The organism is Nocardia sp. NPDC005366, assembly GCF_040606855.1.
Lineage (GTDB): Bacteria > Actinomycetota > Actinomycetes > Mycobacteriales > Mycobacteriaceae > Nocardia.
This window is the reverse complement of record NZ_JBEXFQ010000002.1, coordinates 22,656-43,676: the sequence shown is the minus strand read 5'-3', so window position 1 is coordinate 43,676 and position 21,021 is coordinate 22,656. Positions and strand designations below refer to the sequence as shown.

Genomic DNA, 21,021 nt, shown 5'->3' with positions numbered 1-21,021 from the left:
TACAGATCGTCAGGTTCGGCCGGGACAGGAGATGACAAGATGACCGCATGCTGCCTACCGTTCGCGAATTACTCGCCGACCAGTTCGTCCCGGCGGATCCGCGGGTCCTGGCCGGGCAGCGTGGACTCGACCGTGCCGTGCGCTGGGTGCATTCCAGTGAGATCTACGAGATCAGCCCGCTGCTGTCGGGCGGGGAACTGCTGCTGACGACCGGACTCGGCCTGGCGGGTGTCGACGCGGGAACCAGGCGGCACTACCTGCGCGAGATCGCGGCGCGGGAGGTGGCGGGGGTCGCCTTCGAACTCGGGCGCACTTTCGATGCCATCCCGCCCGACATGGTGGAGGAGGCCTCGCGCAACGGGTTACCGCTCATCGCGTTGCGGACCGTCGTGCCTTTCATCGACCTGTGCCGCGCCGCCAATACCGAAATCGTGTCCCGCGAGGTGCGGTCGCTGCGAATCCTCAACGAGCTGGCCAGGGACCTGACCGGTGAACTCGCCGCGGGCAACGGGGTGGCGCGACTGCTCGGGCGCATCGGCGCTGTCATCGGATGCGCGTTGATCGTGACCAGCGGCAGTGGCGCGCTGATCGCCGCGCACGGCGTCGATGACGACCGATCCGCCTGGGCCGCGGTCGAATCCGGTGCGGCGCGAGCGAGCATCCGCGCCAAGGACAGCACCTGGGGGACGCTGACGGCGGGACCGGGATCCGCCCTGGACGCCGCGACGCTGTCCGCCGCGCTCGACCAGTCCGCCCCCGCACTCGGTCTGGCCCTGGCGAATTCGGGAGCGCCGAGCGGCCGTCCGCAGGTGGCCGCCACCGCGTTGCTCGCGGATCTGGTGAACGGACTGCAGATGCGGCAGGCCGACCTCAGGGCGAGAGCGAGCGCCGCCGGTGCGCCCGGACTGTCCGGGCGCACGGTGGTTCCGGTCGCGGTCGAGGCCCCCGACAGCCGGATCGCGACCAGATTTCTCGATGTCGCCACCAAGGAACTGGGGCGGCCCGGCGTGATCGCGGAGGTCCACGCCACCACCTACGCACTGGTGGCGGTGGAGAATTCGGTCGCCGACGCGGTGGGCGAGGTCGCGCGGGCGCTGCGGAAATCCCTCGCCGCCAACAGCACCGAAGGTGTCACCCTGGTGGTGGGCGACGCCTGCGAATTCAGCTCCGCCGCTCTCACCGCCGGTCTGTCGGCCAGTCGGTCGGCGTTGCGTCTTGCCACCAGGCACCGTCGCGACTGGCTCGACGGCCCGCTCACCAGCTGCCGTGAACTCGCCACCGAACTGACCGTCGAAACCCTGCCCGCCTCCGAACGCGCGCGGCTGGCCGCCGTGCTCACCCCGCTGATCGACCGGGACGCCGCCCACCACAGCAGTTTGACCCGCACACTCGAGGTCTACCTTCGCCACGGTGCGAGCCCGACCCGCTGCGCCGCCGCCCTGCATATCGGCCGCCAATCGCTGTACCAGCGCCTGGAACGCATTCGCGAACTGCTCGGCTACGACCCCAACGACCCGGCCTTGGCCGCCACCCTGCTGCTGGCGTTGTGCGCCCACCGCCTCGGCACCGGCCGATAGCCCTTATTCGCGCGCGAGACGTCGCCGATTCAGCAGCAGGTAGGCCGCGCCGGACAGGAGGAAGCCGACGAAGAAGGTGATATCGCCGAGCTCGGGGACTTCCCGCACCGCGTAACCGGTGAATTTCGCCTGGTTGGAGCACAGCAGGACCGACACGACGAGGCCGATGAGGAACGCGGCGACACCGCCTCGATTCGCGTAGGCGCGGTTGTAGAGCAGACCCTCGATACGGCGACCGCGGCGCAGATACTGATCGGCGAACACCACACCGAGCCACGGGCCGATCCAGTACGCGACGATCAGCAGGAATGCCTCGTAGCTCTGGGCGGCGTCCGGTAACGCCCACAGGGCGACCAGGAACCCGATCGCGCCGAACGCGATCGACACCACCGCGCGCTGGGTGCGCACCGGCAGCCTCACGCCGATCGTCACGAAAGCCATAGCCCCCGAATACACATTGAGCGCATTGGCCGCCACCGCCCCGAGCGTGATCGCCAGCAGAGTCAGATTCGCCAGCGCGCCGGGCAGATGCGAGGTGAACAGATCGGTCGGGCTGCCCTGCGCCGAACTCACGATGGTCGCCGAGGCCGCGCCGAGAGCGGAGAGCCACAGGCACGAAACGAAGAGTCCGGCCGCGGCGAATCCGCCGGTCGCCACCTTGGACACACCGGCGGGCAAGTAGCGGGAGTAGTCCGCGGCGTAGGGGTTCCAGCCGCCGGCGTATCCGAACGCGGTGCCGACGGTGAGCAGGAAACCGCCCATGCCGCCCACCCCGCCGGACGGCGCGGCGGCCCCGAGATCGGCCTTGCCGAGAATCACCACGGTGACCACGAGGAACACCACCGCGAGAACGGGAAAGACGATCCGCTCGAACGCGTGCACCAGATTGTGCCCGAAGACCGCGAATCCGGTCTGCGCCACCACGATCAAGGCCAGCGCCGCCGGTTTCGGCATACCGGTCAGCGTATTGAGCGCGAACGCGCCGCTGACACTGTTGGTCGCGAACCAGCCGACCCCGCACATGATCGACATGAAGGCGGCGGGCAGCGCATTGCCGCGATAGCCGAATGCGGTGCGCCCCAGCACCATCTGCGGCACCCCGTGCTCCGGGCCGCGTGCCGACAATACGAAATGCGCGCCCGCGCCGAGTCCGGCGCCGAGTGCGAGTCCGAGAGCCGCCTGCCAGAAATTCAGGCCGAAGGCCGTCACCGACAGCACGCCGATGAATATGGTGGCGAATTCGAGATTCGGTGAGGTCCAGGTCCAGAAGAGTCGGCGCGGCGTACCGTGTCGCGCGTCCTCGGGAATGTATTCGTTGCCGCCCGGTTCCACCGCGACGACGCGATCGGCGTAGCCGGCCAGCGGCGTGTCCTCGGTCAATGCCATGCATGAACCCTGGTCGGTGCGGCCACGGTCGGCAACGGGCGAATCGTAAGCCAGTCTTCCAGCCGCACTGGACAGATCGTCGCGGAAACGGGCGATATCCCGAATCCGAAACGCGAAGGAAATGTGGTGGTCGAACCGGCCGCCGCGATCGGGCCTGTCGCCTACGCAGGTCTGTCTGCGGGAGTCGCGAACACAGCCCGTAGTCTCGACCACTGTGCCGAATACGTCAGAATCCACCGAAGAACAGCCGACCGGCGACTCGAACTACCTGGTAGGGCTCGATCTGAACGACCGTCGCGTCGTCGTGATCGGCGGTGGAACGGTGGCCCAACGCCGACTCGGGCTACTTCTCGCGTCCGGCGCGAACGTCCACGTCATCAGCCGTGAAGTCACCCCGGCCGTCGAGGCGATGGCGACCTCGGGTCAGCTCACCGTCACCCTGCGCCCCTACGCCGACGGAGATCTGGACGGCGCCTGGTACGCGATCGCCTGCACCGACGAGCCGCACACCAATGCCGCCGTCGTCGCGGAGGCCGAGCGCCGCCGCGTCTTCTGCGTGCGCGCCGATATCGCGCGGCTCGGTACCGCCGTCACCCCCGCCACCGCCAGGTACGAGGGGCTCAGCATCGGCGTGCTGGCGGGCGGTCAGCATCGTCGCTCGGCCGCGGTGCGTACCGCGCTGCTGGAAGCACTGCAATCCGGCGTCGTGACCGACGATTCGTCGCCGATCGTGCCCGGTGTCGCCCTGGTCGGCGGCGGACCGGGCGATCCCGACCTCATCACCGTGCGCGGCCGCAGGCTGTTGGCCCGGGCGAATCTGGTGGTCGCCGACCGGCTCGCGCCGCCGGAACTGCTGGCCGAACTCGGTCCCGACGTCGAGGTGATCGATGCCGCGAAGATTCCGTACGGACGCGCCATGGCACAGGAGGCCATCAACGCGGCCCTGATCGAGGGCGCCAAGGCGGGCAAATTCGTGGTGCGGCTCAAGGGCGGCGACCCGTATGTCTTCGGTCGCGGGTTCGAAGAGGTCGAGGCGTGCGTCGACGCCGGTATCCCGGTGACCGTCGTCCCCGGCATCACCAGTCCCATCTCGGTGCCCGCCGCCGCGGGGATTCCGGTGACCCACCGCGGGGTCACCCATGAATTCGTCGTGGTCAGCGGCCACGTCGCGCCGGATCATCCGGATTCGCTCGTCGATTGGCCCGCGCTGGCCCGGCTGCGCGGCACCCTCGTGCTCATGATGGCGGTCGAACGGATCGAACAGTTCGCCTCCGCGCTGATCGCGGGCGGCAGGCCCGCGCAGACCCCGGCCACCGTCATCCAGGAGGGCACCCTGCGCACCCAGCGGGTGCTGCGCGCAGATCTCGGCACCGTGGCCGAGCGGGTGCGTGCCGAGGGGATTCGTCCCCCCGCCATCGTGGTGATCGGCCCGACCGCCGGATTCTCCGCCGACACCGACCCGAATGGCTGAGCCGGGCACGGCCGGCACTGTCACAACGAAGCGGTCGGGTGGTTGTGGGTCGTTGGTCGACCCCGCCGCGGGGCCTGCGCTCGTCCCCTCATGAATTACAGTGGCTCACTGTGCTCCAGAACCCCGCTGCGCCGATGCAGTATCCCGTGACGCAGCGGGCCTTCGGGCTCGCCATCTTCGTTCTGAGCGGTCTTCAGCTCATGGTCGTACTCGACGGCAGCGTGGTGATCCTCGCGCTACCGCGACTCCAGCAGGAAATGGGTCTGTCCAGTTCGGGCAGTGCCTGGACGGTGACCTCCTACGGCCTCACCTTCGCGGGCCTGATGCTGCTCGGCGGTCGCATCGGCGACGCCTTCGGTCGTAAACGCATGCTCATGGTCGGCGTCGCGTTGTTCACCTTCGCCTCCCTGCTGTGCGGCCTCGCCAACGGCGAGGCGATGCTGATCGCGTCGAGAGCGCTGCAGGGCACCGGGGCCGCCCTCGCGGCGCCATCGGCGTTCGCCCTCGTCGCCACCACCTTCGCGCCGGGTAAGGCGCGCAACCAGGCCATCGCGATCGTCGGCTCCATGGTCGGCATCGGATCGGTCGGCGGCCTGGTGATCGGGGGTGCGCTGACCGAACTGTCCTGGCGCTGGATCTTCCTCATCAATGTGCCGATCGGCGTGCTCATCGTGTTCGGTGCGATCTACTGCCTGGCCGATACCGACCACCACCGTGTCGGACTCGATCTGCGCGGCGCGATCCTCGGCACGCTCGCCTGCACCGCCATCGTCTTCGGCGCCACCGAGGGTCCCGAACTCGGCTGGGGGCACTGGGCGATCATCGGATCGCTGGCCGGCGGCGCGATGCTGCTCGTCGCCTTCGTCTTCGCCGAACGCCGGGTCGACAATCCGCTGGTGCCGTGGTCGCTGTTCGACAGCAGGGACCGGGTCTCGACCTTCATGCTGATTCTGCTCGCGGGCGGCGTGCTCGGCGCGATGACGTATTTCGTCGCCCAATTCCTACAGAACGTCCTGAACTACAGCCCGCTGCACGCGGGTGTGGCCTGCATCCCGTTCACCGTCGGCATCGGCATCGGCGCGGCGGTCGCGTCGAAGGCGGCGCTGTATGTCGCGCCGCGCTGGTTGCTGGCCACGTCGGCCGCGGTACTCGCCGTCGGCCTGCTGTTCGGTTCGACGCTCGACCGCGACGTGCGGTACGTGCCGACGCTGCTGATCCTGCTCGTGGTGATCGGCGCGGGCGTCGGCGTGGCGATGGTGCTCGCACCGCTGTGTGTGCTCGTGGGTGTCCCGCCGTCCGATATCGGGCCGCTCGCCGCGGTGGGCCAGATGTTCATGAACCTGGGCACCCCGCTCGCCATCGGCATCCTGACCCCGGTCGCGGTCTCGCGCACCCTCTCGCTCGGTGGACGCACCGGCCACGCGTCCGGGATGACCCCGGCCCAGATCGATGCGCTGAGCAATGGCTACACGCTGGTGCTGGCGGTATGCGCGGGGGTCGCCGTGCTGATCGGGCTCGTCGCGTTGACCCTGCGGTTCACCCCGCAGCAGATCGCGCAGGCGCATCACGCGCAGGAAGAGGCACAGCGCAGTTAGCGCGCGACGTCCGCCGCTCGCGGGCAAGGAGATCGCTGGCAAGGAGATCGCTGGCAAGGAGATCACGGGCCATTCACATCGACCCCCGCAGCATCGATGGCTGCCTGTCGGGTACGGCGGCGCGGGCCCGGCGCCCCGCACCGCCGACGGATCACATTCGGCCGACGACCCGGTGCGGGGTGACCCGCACGATGATGCGGTCGGCGCTGTCGTCCGGGGCGGTCGGATTGAAGTCGGCGTAGTCCTGACCGGTGTACTTGCGCGACAAACGATTCGGCAGCACCCGCTGCGGATCGTCGGTCACCGTCGCCGTGCCGAGGATTTCCGCGTAGACGTAGGGGTTGTCCGGCGGACTGACCAGAATGGTGACCCTGGGATCCCGCGCGATATTCCTGCCCTGCGCGCGGAGCCGGGTCGTGGAGAACAACAGATCGTCGCCGTCGCGCTCGATCCACACAACCGTCAGATGCGGTTGTCCGGTGGGGCTGATGGTCGCGGCGGTCGCGAACACCTTGGACTCGTCGAGGTACTTCTTCAGCTCGTCGGAGAGCTCGGCTGCACTGGTCACATTCGGGCAAACGCGAGCGTGGGCGCGATCATTCCGCTGTCGGCGCGTGAGTTCGGCGCATCGACGGTGTACGCCAGGCGGACGTCGGACGAATTCGCGCCTGCGGCTTCCCGCCCTAGGTATTGCGGGGGAAACCCAGTTCGAGCCCGCCGTGGCTCGGGTCGAGCCACCGGGTGGTGACGGCCTTGCCCCTGGTGAAGAACGCCACCCCGTCGACGCCGTGCGCGTGCGCGTCGCCGAACAGGGAGTTCTTCCAGCCGCCGAAACTGTAGTAGGCCATCGGCACCGGGATCGGCACATTGATGCCGACCATGCCGACCTCGACCTCGTGGTGGAAGCGGCGGGCCGCGCCGCCGTCATTGGTGAAGATCGCGGTGCCGTTGCCGTACGGGTTGGCGTTGATCAGCGCCAACCCCTCGTCGTAACTGTCGACCCGCACCACCGAGAGCACCGGCCCGAAGATCTCGTCGGTGTAGACGCTCATCGCGGGGTCGACATGGTCGAGCACCGTCGGCCCGAGCCAGAATCCGTCCGCCGAGCCGTCGGCCCTGATACCGCGGCCGTCGAGAACGACCGTCGCCCCGTCTGATTCGCCCGCCTCGATATAGGCGGCGACGCGATCGCGATGGTCGAGGGTGATCAGCGGGCCCATCTCCGCGCCGCGAACGCTGTCACCGGTGGTGATGGTCGCGGCGCGCTCGGCGATCCTCGACACCAACTCGTCGCCGATCACGCCGACGGCGAGCACCACGCTGATCGCCATGCATCGCTCGCCCGCCGAACCGAATCCGGCGTTCACCGCGGCGTCCGCGGCCAGATCCAGATCGGCGTCGGGCAGGACGAGCATGTGATTCTTGGCGCCGCCGAGAGCCTGGACGCGTTTGCCGTTGGCGGTACCGCGTTCGTAGACATAGCGCGCGACAGGGGTGGAGCCGACGAAGGAGACGGCCTTGATCGAGGTGCTGTCGAGCAGCGCGTCGACGGCGACCTTGTCACCCTGCACCACATTGAAAACCCCAGCGGGCAAACCGGCTTCGTGCCACAGCTGCGCCAGCCACAGTGACGAGGACGGATCCTTCTCGCTCGGCTTCAGTACCACGGTATTGCCCGCCGCGATGGCGAGGGGGAAGAACCACATCGGCACCATGGCGGGGAAATTGAACGGCGAGATGATCGCGACCGGACCGAGCGGCTGGCGGACCGAGAAGATATCGACCTTGGTCGACGCGTTCTCGGTGTATCCGCCCTTGACCAGATGCGGTACACCGCAGGCGAATTCGACGACCTCGAGACCGCGGGTCACCTCGCCGAGCGCGTCGGAGGCGACCTTCCCGTGTTCGGCGGTGACGAGTTCGGCCAGATCCTCCTTGCGGTCGTTCAGCAATTCCCGGAAACGGAAGAGGATCTGCGTGCGCCTGGACAGTGAGGTGTCGCGCCACGCGGGGAACGCGGCGGCGGCGGAATCGATGACGGCCGTGACGTCGGCCGCGTCGGCCAGTGCGACGCGGCCGGTGACCACCCAGGTCGCCGGATTCGTCACCGGGGCCGAGGAATCACTCGTGCCCGCGAAGGGTTTGCCATCCAGCCAGTGCGCGATGGTGTGCATATCTCCTCGATTCGCTCGGTGCGCTGCCCGGGATCTCGGCGCGTGGAGGCAGGTCGTGGTGCTGCTGTCGCGCGTCCATCGTCGCCGAGCTGTCGGCGTTCTGTCCGCGATTCCGGGCTTTCCCGGCGCGTCGACTGCCACCGGGGCCGGGACACGGGAGAACCCGGGGGTCTAGCCTGCCCCCGGGTTCCGGTAATGCCACCCAATTCGCACACCGGGATCGGTGGGATCGGATCAAGATGATCGCGACGCGCCCTGCCTTTGGACTATCCCCCATCGTGGCTGAGGGAGCCGGAGTCGAACCGGCATCTCGGCGCTGCATGTCCTTTCCTCGTGATCCCGTGTTCGGCGGCGAATACTCGAAGCTGGAGCGAGAATCTGAGCGTCGTCACGGCTGCCTCTGCCGATTGGGCTACCCGGGCGCGTGCCCGGGGTGGGGTTCGAACCCACACTGACACCATGTGATTCAGATCTGAACTTCAGTTTGAGTGTGCGCTCCTCGCGCTGTCCCCGCACGCGGCGGGAACGTCTGTGGGAGCCGGGACGGATGATCCGTCCCGGCTCGATATCATCGGAACAGGTAACCGAAGATCGCCGCACCGGTCTTGCGATCGGTGATCTCGGCGCCGTTGGCCTCCTCGCGAGCGAATTTCACCGCCTGCTGCGCCTTCTCGATGCGCGCGGCGATCTCGTTGACGCGCCGCGCGGGCAGTGCGCCGGAGAACTTCACCGTGGATAAGTTCACTCAGGGGTAGCAACGGCGTATACTGGACTTATGCCGTTGAATCCCAATGATTTTCGCGATCAGCTCGTAGCTGTGATCTACGCGCGGGTCTCCCAGGACAAGAGCAAAGGCTTGTCGGTTCCCGCTCAGATCGAGTGGGCCAAGGAGTTGTGTGAGCGGTTCGGTTGGGCGGTGTTGGTAGTGATCACTGATACCGATATCGGTGCTACTCGACACAGCTTGAAGCAGCGTTCCGGGTATCTCCAGTTGCCTGCACACCTGGTGCCGAAGCCGGGGGAGCCGCGCCGGGTATTGATCACTCGGTCCAGTTCGCGAGCCAATCGCAAATTGGGTGAGCACGCGATGTTGCGGGACCTGTGCGCCGAACACGAGACGCTGTGGTTCAGCGGCGGGCAACTCTACGATTTGGACAACCCGCAGGACCGGCGCATTCTGGCGACCGAAGCAGTGGAAAACGAATTCGCACCGGAACAAAGTCGATTCGATTCCATGCAGCAGCTCGCCCGGAATTTCGCCGAGGGCAAGCCTCACGGACGGGAGGCGTACGGGTACACCATCATCTACCGGAGAGGTGCGGCGGTAGGTCGGGAAATCGACCCCGCCGAGGCTCCGATTGTGCGTGAAATGATCTCTCGTGCAATGGCTTTGGAATCGGTCCGAAGTATTGCCCGCTGGTTGAAGAACTCGGGGATTTCGGTGCCGACTGCCGATATGGCGATGCCGTGCCGCGCATGCTCGGTCACCGAGGGCCGCAAGGTGCTCCAAGCTGTAGACCGTCGCGAGTGCCCGTGCCCCAAAGATTGGTTGACCGACTGGACACCGACCACCGTGCGCAAGGTATTGACCTCTCCCACGATCGCGGGATTGCGTAGTCACAAGGACGCCAAGACCGGTGAAGTGTTCACTACCGCCGCGACCTGGGAGCCGATCATTTCCGTCGAGGAGCATCACCAGGTGCTCGGATTGATCAGTGCCCCGGGACGGAACCCGAACGCTCGAGGAACCGCGCCCCGGTGGTTGCTCTCGGGCATACCACTGTGCGGGAAATGCGAACGAGGACGCCTGTCGTCGCACTCCGGTGGGACCAGGCGAGACCGAACCTACTGCTGCGAAAATCACTGTGTTGCACGTGATGCCGAATTGGTCGATGACGTGGTCACAGAGACGGTATTGCGCAAGTTGGAAGATCCGCAGTTGCTCACGGCACTCAGCCGTAGCACCGAGCAGGCAAAGGCACTCACGGCCAAGGCCGAGCAGATGCGCAAGGCGTACGACAAGTGGATTGCCGAAGCGATAGATGCCGAGTTGTCGCCGCTGGAGATCAAGGCATACAAGGACGCCAAGAAGCCCGCCGTCGAGGAAGCCGAGGCCCAAGCCAAAGCAGCCTTGCCGATGCCGCACGTGATCGCAGCGGCAGGCCCGAACGCCCGGGAAATCTGGGCCGACGACGAGCGGACGCCGCTGGAAACCAGACGCGACATCATTCGATCGCTGCTGTCCATCACGATCCATCCGGCCGGGAAGAAGCGCGGTTTCGGTGGCCGTCCGGGCGTAGAAACGATCGACATTCAGCCGCTGGTCGCCTGACCAAGATTCGCGGCTCTCACGAATCGCGGTCGCTCTGGACTTGGGACGAGTGCGCATAGTCCCACCACCGCTGGAGAACCGCCATCTGATGAGGCGACAGCGGCCCTGATATCCGTTGCTGTACCTCATCGAGGTACGCGAGTTCTTCCGCGCTCCAATTCCGCTCACGAGGCCGTTGTCCCATCGCTGCCACCCCCGTCCCCGTCGAGCGCCGAGCCATCGGTTGCCGAACCCCCCGTTGCCGAACAGGCGTCTGCAATCGAACCGTCGTCTCCGTCCGGGTGTTGTGCCGCGTACAGCGCTCGGTCGTACTCCGCACGCCAGGCAACGCGTTGCCCGATTGCCGAAAGCAACAGCTTGGTTCGAGACGGCATCTTGGTTCCGGGCGCGACCGTCGCCCAGGTGTATTGCCGGGGATCGCGAGCGGGCTTTTCCAGGCCGACCGCCGCGAGGGTGCGTCGCACGAACTCCAGCCGATCCGCCTTGTGGTCGCCGAGGGTCTTGCCCGTCCACTCCTCCGAAGTCAAGACACGGTTACCGGGTAGTGCCAGGGTTTCGCGTCGGTGGGCGCGTCCCTTGCAGATGCCAGGCACCGTTTTGGCGTTCGCGCCCTTGGGGACGATGCCGTAGAGCAGCCAGATAGCGCACCGCGGACCACACGGTGTCCGGCACAGCGCGGCGTGTAGGTGGTCGTAGTGGTCGAGTTGGCGAGAGGTACGCGCCTCGAGGACTTCGGTCACGGACTTGGTGAGGTATTTGCACAGATACCCGATCGCCTCACCGGCTGCTTTGGTCCCTGCCGCGATCCCTTGCACGTCGATACGAGGCCCGAACGCTGCCTTGTGTGCCGGTTGGTCGGTGGGGCCGATCGCGTCGAGTGCGTCTTCCCATTCGGTCAGCGGGCGATGGGTGCGTGGGTCGGTGAAGGTCGCGGTGTGTTCGTCCCAGACCGGTACCGCCGCGCCGGGATAGACCATCTCACCGACTTGTGGCCACCAGACTTGGTGGTAGGTGGCTTCGTTGACCGCGATGAGTAGTGCGCGGGGGATCGCGCCGCGTAGGGCGATGTGTAGGTGGGGAGCGCCGCGTTTCTGTGGTTCGACCACGGCGAAGTATTGGACGTTCCAGCCGATCGCGCGGCGGAGGTTCTGTATCCAGCGGGAGAACAGCCGAGAGCAGGTGATCGCGTCCCACGCCGCGCGCTGGTAGTCGTAGGCGCCGGGGTTGCGTGCGGAGCCGTCGCCATAGACCTTGCCGTAACTGGGCATGGTCAGCGTGACGAACATCGACGAGTAATGCCCGCCCAGCTCACTGCCGACAGTCCGGTCAGCGATCGCGAGACGCGGCAGAGTCTTGGGAACGTCTTGGCGTCGCCGGGTGGACCGTTTACGCGGTGCCTTCGGTGTCGGACCTTGCGTGATCTCTTCGGCCGCGCAGTCTTTCGGAGCCTTGCCCCGCATCCCGAGGGCCGCTAGCTCGCTGTCGATCCACACGAACTCCGCTTCGATCTCAGCGATACCCGCCGCGTCGCCTGTCTCGCGGCATTCATCGAGCAGGACCGCCAGATCCGCGCGGTATCCGATCAACCCTTCCTGGTCGTAGGTCGGACGAGCCCGCGCCTTGACCGGTTCGGTGGTCGCGTGCCAACCTTCGCGGCACTGTGCCTTACGCAGCGCCCGAGCTTTGCGCGCGCACGGGCCGCACTTGGATTCCAGGGTGGCCCCACACGGCACCGGAACGAACGCGGTGCGCCCGGTCGCGGTGTCGGTCTGCTCGAGCACCACCGGCCGTACACACACCCCGTGCCGATCCGCCGCCGCTATCGCCACGTCCAGCATCGAGGGACCGTGGCCGGGGTTGATGATCTGTCCGTCTTCCCCGGTGACATCCACCGGATCATCCAACAAGCTCGCTTGCATCGGAAAACTCCTGTCCGACAGTCGAATACGCGGTACCGGACCGGCCGGACGAACGCAGGCCGATCCGGTACCGCAGGAACGAAATGTCATGTGCCGGAACAGGAGTCAGAGGTGATGTGCCGCCGCCGGTACGACGGACACGGGAGCGCCAACGCGCCGGGAGAAAGTCAGGAAATCGAGGGTGCGCAGTGGCGCAATCAACCATCGAAGAGGGGCGCTCAGTACGCGCCGGGAGAGAAGAGGTTCAGGGGACGCTCAGTCGCGTCGGGAGGGTTCTAGTGCTACAGATCAGGGTACAGAATCACTGCGAATGATCAGGCGATCAGAGGTTTGCCGGACCCGTCGAGACCATCCCCACGAGGGGCGGGAGGGTAGGTGTCCATGATCCATCCGATATCGTCATCGGTGACCCAGAAGGCCCGCACCCGCGTGATATCGGTGGACGCCTCATGCTCGACATATCCCAATCCCGGTGTGGTTTCAGGGATTTCGTCACACAGCGCGCCACGGTCGCGGCCCGTGGTCCCGAACACCATGTTCGGTTGCGTGGATTCGGCCATCCGCAAACCGATCCGATAGCTGAAAAGCTGCCTCTGTTCCAAGATGGCCTTGCTCGGGTCTTGGATGCATCCCGCCACCGGAACCGCCATCGCACGGGATTGGGTGAGCACGATCCCCAGATACCGCAGGATCTCGTCTTTGATCTTGCGATCGGAGTAGTAGGCAGTCAGGCTCGCCGCCTCGTCCACGATCACCAACACCAACGGTTCGGCCACGCTCGGAGTGATACTCCGTTCGGACCGATCCATATACGATTCGCCACGAGCCTGCACCATCTCGGCGGCATCCTTGAGGATGGCGAGGGCTTGGGTGCCGTTGTCGTAGGCGAAACGAGCGAACCACCGGCGAGCAGCACCGAATTCAGCACCGCCCTTGGGGTCGATCACCCACAGCACCACGCGGCCCTCACGGATCGCCGGACCCAACGCGGCGATCAGTGACCAGATCACCGACCCCTTCCCGGAGCCCATCATTCCCGCCACCAGGATCTGATTGCCGAGCAGACGGATACGCCACGGCTGTCCCATCTCCGTGACCCCGATCGTCAGTGCGGTCAGGTCGCAGGACTTCGCGTCCACCCGAGGCAGCGGCACCGGATCTTGCAGGATGTCCTTGTGGATCACCTGCAAGCGCACGAACCCGGATTCGGTATGACGCACCCGCACCCCGACCGCGCGGAAGGCATGGCGTAGCGCGTCGGTTTGCGCGGCCCAGTCCGCGACTTTCTGACCGGCCACCATCCGAATCAGCAGCTCATCGGCCACATCCCCGATGAAGACCTTGTACAGGTACGGAGTCAACACCCCGGTATCGAGGATCTTGGTCAGCCCGTGTGTCGCGGTGAGCTTGTTCCACCCGACCCTGTACCGAAACCACGACAACCAGCGTGACCGCATACGCCCCCAGACCCAGCGCCGCCAAGATCCCGGCGACCAGGCCCACCAGAACGCCCACCCGGCCAAGGTGAGCGACAGCATGAACACCCCCAACGGCCAGCCCTGCCACCACCATCCGGCACCGGAAGCGGCCAGCGGTAACGACAGCATCGGGAACAGCCCCGCCCACCACAACAGCAGACCAGCGCCCTGCACCACGGCCACCAGCAGCTTGACCAGCAACATCCCCATCGTGTCGAAGAAGTCCGGGCCGCGTGCACCCGGATTCTCGTAATCAGCCGAACGCGCCATCATCGGTTCCCTTCTCACCTACTCGGATACTGAAATGTGTTGTGCCGCAGCACATATGAATTCCTTTCTTGTGTTGGTTCGGATAGCCGCACAGGGGGCCGAGCCCCGGCAGAGCGATGACTCACTCACCGGAACCCGGCCCGTATCCAAAGACGACACCCACCGAATCAGGCGGGTGACTTTCCCGTCGCCGGTCCCGAACCCGTGGACTTGTTCCCCGGAGCGGGGGCGTAGCCCGAGGCCCGTATCTGGTAGCTCTGGAACTTGAACTCTGCGGACCCTTTCAGGCGCGGCTGCGCGGTCACATCCACCAGTTCGATCGGTCGAATGTGCGGACTGGTTTCTTGGGTTGTCGGCACCGGTTCCTCCTCCGACAGGATGTGAACCGCGTAGGCGGCCCGGTCGGCGTTCTCCACGGCCGGATCAGTGACCTTGATCTTCCAGACCAGCAGCCCGGTCACCTCGTCACGGACCTGACGCCCGGGACGATTGCGATCCTGGGAGTACTCCCGAAGCGGCTGGACCGGCCCCATCTGGTAGAGGCCCATATAGAAGAACTCGGCGAACTCGATCTTGAACCGTAGGTTCTTGCGACGGTCGGTCATGTTGTTGTCGTTTTCGGTAGCCATGATGGCTGTCACCTTTCATCGGTGGATTTTGCGTGATTTCTCGCTGTCAAGCGGCCCGCAAACATCGGGCATAGAGGGTGTAGCGCCACGCGCCGACACCGCAAAGAGGGTCTATCAGAGCTTTTCGGGCGGGTCACGCCCTCCGCACCACCGCGGCCGGCTGCGGAATCGCCGCCATCGGCTACCGAGCGGCCTTCTCACACAAGTTGGTGTGAGTCCGGGGCGAAAGTCCCCCAATTTGGGTGGATCGTCTACTCTGGACACAGCAGAACCTCGTTTCTGCTAGCGAGTGAAAACCCGGGGAAGGTGAGGCCGAGAGAACTTCTGCCTTCGTCTGGGTTGCTTCGTTTCAGGCTGGCCCCCTCGGGCATTACCAGTACCTGTAGGGGGTCGGCCGCGAACGATGTTGCGTTCGTCAGTGCTGTGCTGAGGTAATCAGGTGATGCGATCTCCTTCGGAAGAGGGGGAAGTGCTGTGACCGAGCGGCCTCAGCAAAAGAAGTTCGCTATCCATCATGCCGACTCGGCCCCTCCAGGTCGAGGCTGCTCACTATCTACATTTTCGTTAACGAAGTAGTGGGCGTCTAAACGTCAGGTGACGTTAACTGCGGTACCGCAGTTTGCATACATTTGCTTTACCGGAGCTGATCAGCGACGACACGCCTTAATGACCGCTACCAGCACCACCGCCCTCAGACGTCAGTGAAACCGGCCCGTTTTAGTTTGGCCTGCCGAAATAGTGATGATTCTCACAATTGAATGTTCAAGGTTGCAGACTTGCACATTCAGTGCGACCACAGGCCCGTGATGACCAGCATCGACAGTGTCAACCGTTAACACTTAGCTCCGTCCGAACACGCCTGAATATGTCTCAATACAATCGACTCACGGGCGTGTCGACTTGACAAGCAGAAGTCTGCATGCCTACGCCGCGTAAGCGGGTCATTCACATCGAAGCAGACAGGATGTCGCTTTCGCGGTCGACCGTAGGCACGCGTACTTTCCAGGGGTGCAATCTCAGCTACGTCGGCCCTGCTTTAGATGCTGGTCATCAATCGCTCAACCTCAGCAATGCGGCGGTTGAGCCTTTCAGATCCAGTATCCCGAGTGATTTGCGACAAAGTTTCCTGCGCTGCATCGAATTGCGCGCTGCGTAGAAATGCCTCAGCTAGCCATGTTTGATACAAACCGATCTCTCGGACATGATCAGGATCATATTTATCGATAGCGCGAGTGAGCAGTGGTTGCGCACTCGCGCCGTCGCCAAGTTCTACAAAACAACGACCGGCCATCACATTTATCTCGTCGCGATCGAGCCAGTACACGATATCGGGTTCCGGTATGTCGGGAGTTCGGGCGTCATAGGAGTCATCTACGGCGTCGAGTGCGCGCCGTGTTCCGTCTCGGTCCCGTGCTCTTGCACTCGCCCAGGCGACCCGTTCCAACAACAGGGCTCTTCCAGCAGGGGTGGCGTTACTGGCACCCTTGATCGCTGAACGCGCCAGCAACACCGCATCGGCGGCGTGTCCCACGCTTGCGATCTGGTATGAGAGCGTCGAAAGTAGTTGTGCGGCAAGGGTATTGTCACCCGCCGTAGTGGCTGCGTCGTGCCCATCGAGATAGATGCGTTGGGCCTCGCTGTAGCGTCCAGCATCCGACGCGACCCACCCCGCTAGTTGAGCGAGTTCAGCAACTACAACCAGCAGACGACGACCAATATCTTCCGAGTAACTACAGTCTCGAACGACGGCCTGAGCATCACCGAACTCTTTATTTACTACCGGGAAGAGATTTGTCCCGCTGATCGAATCATCGAGGCGACGTAGATCAATCACCCGCTGTTCCAACTCGACAGCCAGGCTTTGACCTACCCGACGCCCCGTCGCCGAGTGAACAACGCCAGGTGTATCAGTCACCAACCATTCATGCGCTACGCGCAGAGGATCGTCGGACGGGGCAGCCAAGGTCTCCACCGAGACATTAAGTGCCTTCGAATATGCGCTAACGTGATCCAGGCCGATTGCCCGTCGGCCAGTCTCCAGCAAGCCCAATAGCGCCTTGCTGTAATGAGTCCGTGCCGCCATAGCGGACAAGCTCAAACCCGCTTCCTCGCGCGCCTTCCGCAAGCGCTCCGGGGGTATAGGTTCCGCCTCCATCTCACCAGCGTAACCGGGTGTAGACGTTTGTAGACGCCGAACCTATATGCGCCACAACCCTTCCCGCCATAGCGTCGAAAACAGCCCCGCTGTCGGGCTGAGGTTCACTCCCCGGCGGTGGGTGCCTACCACGTGAATCGACAGGGAGGCGCTAGGGAATGGGATGGCCCAGCGATGACGACGAAGACCAGCGCAAGCCAACCGCGCAGGACCACTACTATTCGCACCTGGTGTACCGACGCAGTCACCGCGACGAGCGCAACGCGATCCGGTTGGTTCAGCTCGAGGACGAAGGCCCGCCACCACCCGAACCTGCCGATGGTGCGCGCGGGTGGCTCCGATGGCACACCCGCCACGTACCGAGCGTCGAAGAGTTCGCCCAGCTGCTGACCAAGCTGGAAACCGACGAACTGTTGACCAGCGATGACGTCGCCGCCTACAGGGGCAGGGCCACCGCGGATTCGGTTGCCGAACTCACCGCGCGTGTCAACGCTATCGACGACATCGCCCACGCCCGACGACAGTCGGACCCGTCATGACCGCCGACACGCCCCGCTCGCGCTGTGCGTACTACCGCCAGATGTGCCATCTCCCCGCGACGGTGGACCCGAACACCGGGCGGATCAGTGTGCGTGCGGGGTTGGTGTGGGCGATCCAATTGCCGTCCGAGCTGGCGCAGATGGTGAAGATGGATCTGGACCGCCGCCAGCATGGAGGCGGGCCGGTCATCTCCCACCCGCGCGAAGCGCAGTGGACGTTTCTCATCCGTTCCGACATCCCCGCGCAGGTCGCCGCCCGAGACACCACGTTGTGGCGTAGCAGGGTCAAGATCCTGCGAGACGGAGCAGACATCATGTTGCCCTCCCCCTCGGATCAAGGCCATTTCTACCGGGCGTGGATCACTCCCGCGCACAGTTCGTTCCGGCCCTCCGGTCTGGCCGTACTCGACTCGATACGGGTATGCCTGACCGCCTACGACCGCGCCGAGGTCGCCGCCCACCAGCACGCCTACGCCTAAAACCGCCCACCAGACCCGGTGGCCCGCTCGAGCAGCCACCACCGGAATCCCACCCCGAGGAACGCGACCCGATGCCATCGCCGACCCCGAGACGGTGTGGGCCAGGGGAACCCCTGCGGCAGGCAATCCCGCCCTACGGTGCCGCCGCAGTCACCACCGACATGCCCCAGGGGTTCCCGGATCCTCCACACCTACGAGGAGTGAATACCGTTGCCAGCCAACGCAATAGGGTTGATCAACCTAGAACACAGTCAATCCGCGCCTGTCGACCACCTACTCATCACGAGCTTGGCACGCCACCACGGATTCACCCTCGCACACACCCTCACCATCGACGGCGCTACCTACATGCCGACAGCGTTGATCGTGGGAACCGCCCGCAAGCACCACGCGAACGTCATTCTCGCGCCCACGCTCGGGCACTTCGGTGCCAACCCCAAAGCCGTGGCCCTGACCTGCACACTCATTATCCCTGACCTCACCATCCCCGCGTCCGGCAGCTGGAACCCCAACCACTGACGAACGACCCCGTACTTGCCCACAGCGCCCGGCACCGGCCTTGAGACCCCGGAAGCTGGCTTCCCCATCGGCTGCGGGCAGGGCGAGCCCCCCGACCGGACCCATCCCAGGTGTCTTCTGGTGCCCTGACGACACCCCGGTCCGGGGCGACTCCGCCCTCAGACTTCCCGCGCCGTGCCCGGCCACCGACGCCAGGTTTCGGGCACGCAGTGGGAACGGCAGCCTCCGGTGGCTCGAACTTGCTTGTGCGACCACCGGGGGACTCTGCCGTCAATTCTGTTCGACGCCAAAAGAAATCGCGAGTTCAGAAACTCGCCCCGAAGTTCCCTCGCGACATAGACGTTCGCGAGGGGAATCCAGAAGAAACAAGAAAGAAGAGGTTGCCATCATGAGCAATACCCTCCGCGAAGACGTCGCCGCCGCTGCGGTCGAGCGCGCCGGGAACGACACCGAATCCCGCAATCGGGAAATCCGGGGCCGGATCGACACGTTCCGGGGCGACGCCAACGCCTCCATGATGGGCGGCTGGACGTAACCAGCAGCTCGACCGAATAACACGAGACGGGCGGCGGACCAACGGTGCGCCGCCCGTTCCATCTCCCGCAACAGAAGCGAGTCGAAAAAAATGCACTTCATGAATGTCGGTCACGCGTACGAGAACGCCGCCAGATACGCACGAGCCATGACCGGACAGGAGCCGAACACCGATACCCTGCACACAGCATATCGCGAGGCGATCGGCCACCACCGCCCCTTCACCGCACCCGCGACCGGCATCACGATCGGGTACGAAGACGGAACGTGGGGCAACTGGCTCCGCGAGTCCGGCGTATTCGACGGAATCTTCAAGGGCGTACGAACCTCAAGCCATGACGAGCGGTCGACATGGCCCGACATGACTCGTCAGGCTGCACAGTCGGTCCGCGATCTGGACGCAGACCTGGGCCGCATTGTCGACCTACTCGTCACAGACATCGTGTTGCTGCCCTCCGACAGCACCGGAGGCGGCTCGGCATCACACCTGCCCGGACTCGTGTGCTTGAGCCCAGGCCCGGAATGGCAGATCAACGATTTCGCTGAATCACTCGTTCACGAGGCAACGCACCTCAATCTGTTCATCGCCGACATGGTTCACGGGATCTACACGCTTCCGGCGAGTGAACTGGTTGCCGACGAACACCGTGTTGTCTCCGCCGTGAAGTTCGGGCAGCGCCGCCCGCTCGACCGGGCCTTCCACTCCGCAGTAGTAGCCGTGCCGCTGATGTGGATGCAACACCGCCGAGGCAGTACAGCGCTGGTCGACCAGTTCACGACTTCTCTGCGGGAATGCTGCGAGGGTTTGAACACCAAGCGTGACCTGTTCACCCCCTACGGGCAACTGTTGGTCGACCAGCTCAGCGAGTTCGCGGACACGCTGGACTTCGACTCGGTGAAGGAGGCGATCTCGGGCACACGGTTCGCCTCCTACATCGCCGTGGCCTAGCTCACCAGTCGACGTCTATCCCGACCTCTCGGGCGAGGCTACCGGCCAGCCCGAGCAGGTCATCACCACGCACACGCGCACCCTTCAAGCCACGCACACCGTTGATGTCGATAAGGCGGCAATCCTCGAATGAAACATTGTGTTCCTGAATCGCGTTGCTGAACTGTGCGCCGGTCAGGTCACATTTCTCGAATCGAACATTGCGAAGGGTGGCACGCTGGAAATCGGAACCGGTAAGATTGCAGCCGGTGAACACGACATTCCGGAATTTCGTATTACGGAATACGGACAAGTCGGCGCGAGTCTCACTGAACTCGACATCGCGAACCACGCCATCGGTCAGCGATATACCCGTCAGTCTCGACAGCGCCAGGGTTGATTCCAGCAACGAGGATTCATCCGCGCGGACATTAGAAATATCGGCCGAGGTGAATTCGCAGTTGTCGACAGTGGTTCGATTGAGTTCGGCTACTAGACGGACACCACTGAAAACGCAACCGCTGATCTCCATCGCATACGCATTCTCGAATCCCACTTCATCGCCGGTATATCGAACACCGCGCACCGTGCGTTCATCAGCGAAAGTGTCCGTCGGTCCGGCGTCGCGTAGCGGACTGCCGACCTTTGGACGTGCTGGCGTTACTTGGATATAGCGAGTGCTGCGCATCGACTCCCCTGTTCGGTGAATACCGCAATGTAGAAGCCGAATTTAGCACAATCAGCACCTAGAAGGAGTGCGCCACAACAGAATTTCAGATACCAGCACTCGGCAGGCAGGATGGATGCCGAGGTCCTTGCCGTGCCGGATTCGGGAAACCTCACCACCTGCGGAACCCGCGCCAGGGTGCCTGCCAGCAGCTCAGCTTATGACTTGGCAATCTGATCATTCGCGAAAAGTTGGTAGGGCGCAGGCTTGAAAACATGTGGAGAAGAGAGTGAAGAATTAGGGAGCCCCCGGGAAAGGAAGAAAAAGGGAAAAAGAAGACCGGAAACCCAAAAAGAAGAACTTGCCGAA

Annotated in this window: 18 protein-coding genes; 9 read left to right on the top strand and 9 right to left on the bottom strand. The window is 64.6% G+C overall.

What is annotated here, in order from left to right:
* The first annotated feature begins 47 nt into the window (after window positions 1-47).
* The gene (locus tag ABZS43_RS02440; protein WP_355034023.1) at window positions 48-1,577 is read left to right on the top strand and encodes a PucR family transcriptional regulator; all 1,530 of its coding nucleotides are present in this window, start codon (window positions 48-50) and stop codon (window positions 1,575-1,577) included.
* A 3-nt stretch (window positions 1,578-1,580) separates the two neighbouring features.
* Here the strand turns inward: ABZS43_RS02440 and ABZS43_RS02435 are convergent, their stop codons facing one another.
* Window positions 1,581-2,963: a cytosine permease gene (locus ABZS43_RS02435; RefSeq protein ID WP_355034022.1), complete on the bottom strand. Its 1,383-nt coding sequence runs from the start codon at window positions 2,961-2,963 to the stop codon at window positions 1,581-1,583.
* Window positions 2,964-3,177: 214 nt separating this feature from the next.
* Here ABZS43_RS02435 and cobA point away from each other — a divergent pair, with 214 nt between their 5' ends.
* Window positions 3,178-4,434 (top strand): uroporphyrinogen-III C-methyltransferase, encoded by a 1,257-nt coding sequence (gene cobA, locus ABZS43_RS02430; protein ID WP_355034021.1) that lies wholly within the window; start codon window positions 3,178-3,180, stop codon window positions 4,432-4,434.
* Window positions 4,435-4,568: 134 nt separating this feature from the next.
* Window positions 4,569-6,029 carry an MFS transporter gene (locus ABZS43_RS02425; RefSeq protein ID WP_355034020.1) on the top strand — a complete coding sequence of 487 codons (1,461 nt, stop codon included), beginning with the start codon at window positions 4,569-4,571 and terminating at the stop codon, window positions 6,027-6,029.
* A gap of 151 nt (window positions 6,030-6,180) precedes the next feature.
* On the opposite strand, the gene ABZS43_RS02420 is transcribed toward ABZS43_RS02425, so the two are convergent.
* The 3 genes from ABZS43_RS02420 to ABZS43_RS02410 form a co-directional block, all read right to left on the bottom strand.
* A complete protein-coding gene (locus ABZS43_RS02420; protein ID WP_355034019.1) occupies window positions 6,181-6,597 on the bottom strand; it encodes a PPOX class F420-dependent oxidoreductase in 417 nt (138 codons plus the stop codon).
* Window positions 6,598-6,712: 115 nt separating this feature from the next.
* A complete protein-coding gene (locus tag ABZS43_RS02415; protein WP_355034018.1) occupies window positions 6,713-8,203 on the bottom strand; it encodes a CoA-acylating methylmalonate-semialdehyde dehydrogenase in 1,491 nt (496 codons plus the stop codon).
* A gap of 568 nt (window positions 8,204-8,771) precedes the next feature.
* Window positions 8,772-8,948, bottom strand: coding sequence for a hypothetical protein (locus tag ABZS43_RS02410; RefSeq protein WP_355034017.1), 177 nt, complete (start codon window positions 8,946-8,948; stop codon window positions 8,772-8,774).
* Window positions 8,949-8,978: 30 nt separating this feature from the next.
* Here ABZS43_RS02410 and ABZS43_RS02405 point away from each other — a divergent pair, with 30 nt between their 5' ends.
* Window positions 8,979-10,535, top strand: a complete 1,557-nt coding sequence (locus ABZS43_RS02405; RefSeq protein WP_355034016.1) for a recombinase family protein — start codon at window positions 8,979-8,981, stop codon at window positions 10,533-10,535.
* 164 nt (window positions 10,536-10,699) lie between these two features.
* Here ABZS43_RS02405 and ABZS43_RS02400 read toward each other — a convergent pair whose 3' ends face one another.
* From ABZS43_RS02400 to ABZS43_RS02385, 4 genes are all read right to left on the bottom strand, one after another.
* Entirely contained in the window at window positions 10,700-12,454 is a 1,755-nt protein-coding gene (locus ABZS43_RS02400; RefSeq protein ID WP_355034015.1) for a replication initiator, read from the bottom strand.
* A 314-nt stretch (window positions 12,455-12,768) separates the two neighbouring features.
* On the bottom strand, window positions 12,769-14,205 hold the full coding sequence (locus ABZS43_RS02395) for a cell division protein FtsK (RefSeq protein WP_355034014.1): 1,437 nt from the start codon (window positions 14,203-14,205) through the stop codon (window positions 12,769-12,771).
* 164 nt (window positions 14,206-14,369) lie between these two features.
* The gene (locus tag ABZS43_RS02390) at window positions 14,370-14,831 is read right to left on the bottom strand and encodes a hypothetical protein (protein WP_355034013.1); all 462 of its coding nucleotides are present in this window, start codon (window positions 14,829-14,831) and stop codon (window positions 14,370-14,372) included.
* Between the two features lie 1,036 nt (window positions 14,832-15,867).
* Window positions 15,868-16,986 (bottom strand): helix-turn-helix transcriptional regulator, encoded by a 1,119-nt coding sequence (locus tag ABZS43_RS02385; RefSeq protein ID WP_355034012.1) that lies wholly within the window; start codon window positions 16,984-16,986, stop codon window positions 15,868-15,870.
* Window positions 16,987-17,144: 158 nt separating this feature from the next.
* On the opposite strand from ABZS43_RS02385, the gene ABZS43_RS02380 reads away from it, so the two are divergent.
* The 5 genes from ABZS43_RS02380 to ABZS43_RS02360 all read left to right on the top strand — a co-directional run bounded on the left by ABZS43_RS02380 (window position 17,145) and on the right by ABZS43_RS02360 (window position 20,006).
* Window positions 17,145-17,525: a hypothetical protein gene (locus ABZS43_RS02380; protein ID WP_355034011.1), complete on the top strand. Its 381-nt coding sequence runs from the start codon at window positions 17,145-17,147 to the stop codon at window positions 17,523-17,525.
* A complete protein-coding gene (locus ABZS43_RS02375; protein ID WP_355034010.1) occupies window positions 17,522-18,004 on the top strand; it encodes a DNA-directed RNA polymerase subunit beta in 483 nt (160 codons plus the stop codon). Before ABZS43_RS02380 ends, ABZS43_RS02375 begins: the two co-directional genes overlap by 4 nt.
* A 231-nt stretch (window positions 18,005-18,235) precedes the next feature.
* Window positions 18,236-18,523 (top strand): hypothetical protein, encoded by a 288-nt coding sequence (locus ABZS43_RS02370; RefSeq protein WP_355034009.1) that lies wholly within the window; start codon window positions 18,236-18,238, stop codon window positions 18,521-18,523.
* 388 nt (window positions 18,524-18,911) lie between these two features.
* Window positions 18,912-19,058 carry a hypothetical protein gene (locus ABZS43_RS02365; protein ID WP_355034008.1) on the top strand — a complete coding sequence of 49 codons (147 nt, stop codon included), beginning with the start codon at window positions 18,912-18,914 and terminating at the stop codon, window positions 19,056-19,058.
* A 99-nt stretch (window positions 19,059-19,157) separates the two neighbouring features.
* Window positions 19,158-20,006: an HEXXH motif-containing putative peptide modification protein gene (locus ABZS43_RS02360; protein ID WP_355034007.1), complete on the top strand. Its 849-nt coding sequence runs from the start codon at window positions 19,158-19,160 to the stop codon at window positions 20,004-20,006.
* 1 nt (window position 20,007) lies between these two features.
* Here ABZS43_RS02360 and ABZS43_RS02355 read toward each other — a convergent pair whose 3' ends face one another.
* Entirely contained in the window at window positions 20,008-20,673 is a 666-nt protein-coding gene (locus ABZS43_RS02355; protein WP_355034006.1) for a pentapeptide repeat-containing protein, read from the bottom strand.
* Between the last annotated feature and the right edge of the window lie 348 nt (window positions 20,674-21,021).

Excerpts from the sequence above, each read along its gene's own strand:
- ABZS43_RS02440 (WP_355034023.1), top strand. The coding sequence starts at position 48 with ATGCTGCCTACCGTTCGCGAATTACTCGCCGACCAGTTCGTCCCGGCG.
- ABZS43_RS02435 (WP_355034022.1), bottom strand. The coding sequence starts at position 2,963 with ATGGCATTGACCGAGGACACGCCGCTGGCCGGCTACGCCGATCGCGTC.
- ABZS43_RS02425 (WP_355034020.1), top strand. The coding sequence starts at position 4,569 with ATGCAGTATCCCGTGACGCAGCGGGCCTTCGGGCTCGCCATCTTCGTT.
- ABZS43_RS02415 (WP_355034018.1), bottom strand. The coding sequence starts at position 8,203 with ATGCACACCATCGCGCACTGGCTGGATGGCAAACCCTTCGCGGGCACG.
- ABZS43_RS02405 (WP_355034016.1), top strand. The coding sequence starts at position 8,979 with ATGCCGTTGAATCCCAATGATTTTCGCGATCAGCTCGTAGCTGTGATC.
- ABZS43_RS02400 (WP_355034015.1), bottom strand. The coding sequence starts at position 12,454 with ATGCAAGCGAGCTTGTTGGATGATCCGGTGGATGTCACCGGGGAAGAC.
- ABZS43_RS02395 (WP_355034014.1), bottom strand. The coding sequence starts at position 14,205 with ATGATGGCGCGTTCGGCTGATTACGAGAATCCGGGTGCACGCGGCCCG.
- ABZS43_RS02390 (WP_355034013.1), bottom strand. The coding sequence starts at position 14,831 with ATGGCTACCGAAAACGACAACAACATGACCGACCGTCGCAAGAACCTA.
- ABZS43_RS02385 (WP_355034012.1), bottom strand. The coding sequence starts at position 16,986 with ATGGAGGCGGAACCTATACCCCCGGAGCGCTTGCGGAAGGCGCGCGAG.
- ABZS43_RS02380 (WP_355034011.1), top strand. The coding sequence starts at position 17,145 with ATGGGATGGCCCAGCGATGACGACGAAGACCAGCGCAAGCCAACCGCG.
- ABZS43_RS02375 (WP_355034010.1), top strand. The coding sequence starts at position 17,522 with ATGACCGCCGACACGCCCCGCTCGCGCTGTGCGTACTACCGCCAGATG.
- ABZS43_RS02365 (WP_355034008.1), top strand. The coding sequence starts at position 18,912 with ATGAGCAATACCCTCCGCGAAGACGTCGCCGCCGCTGCGGTCGAGCGC.
- ABZS43_RS02360 (WP_355034007.1), top strand. The coding sequence starts at position 19,158 with ATGAATGTCGGTCACGCGTACGAGAACGCCGCCAGATACGCACGAGCC.
- ABZS43_RS02355 (WP_355034006.1), bottom strand. The coding sequence starts at position 20,673 with ATGCGCAGCACTCGCTATATCCAAGTAACGCCAGCACGTCCAAAGGTC.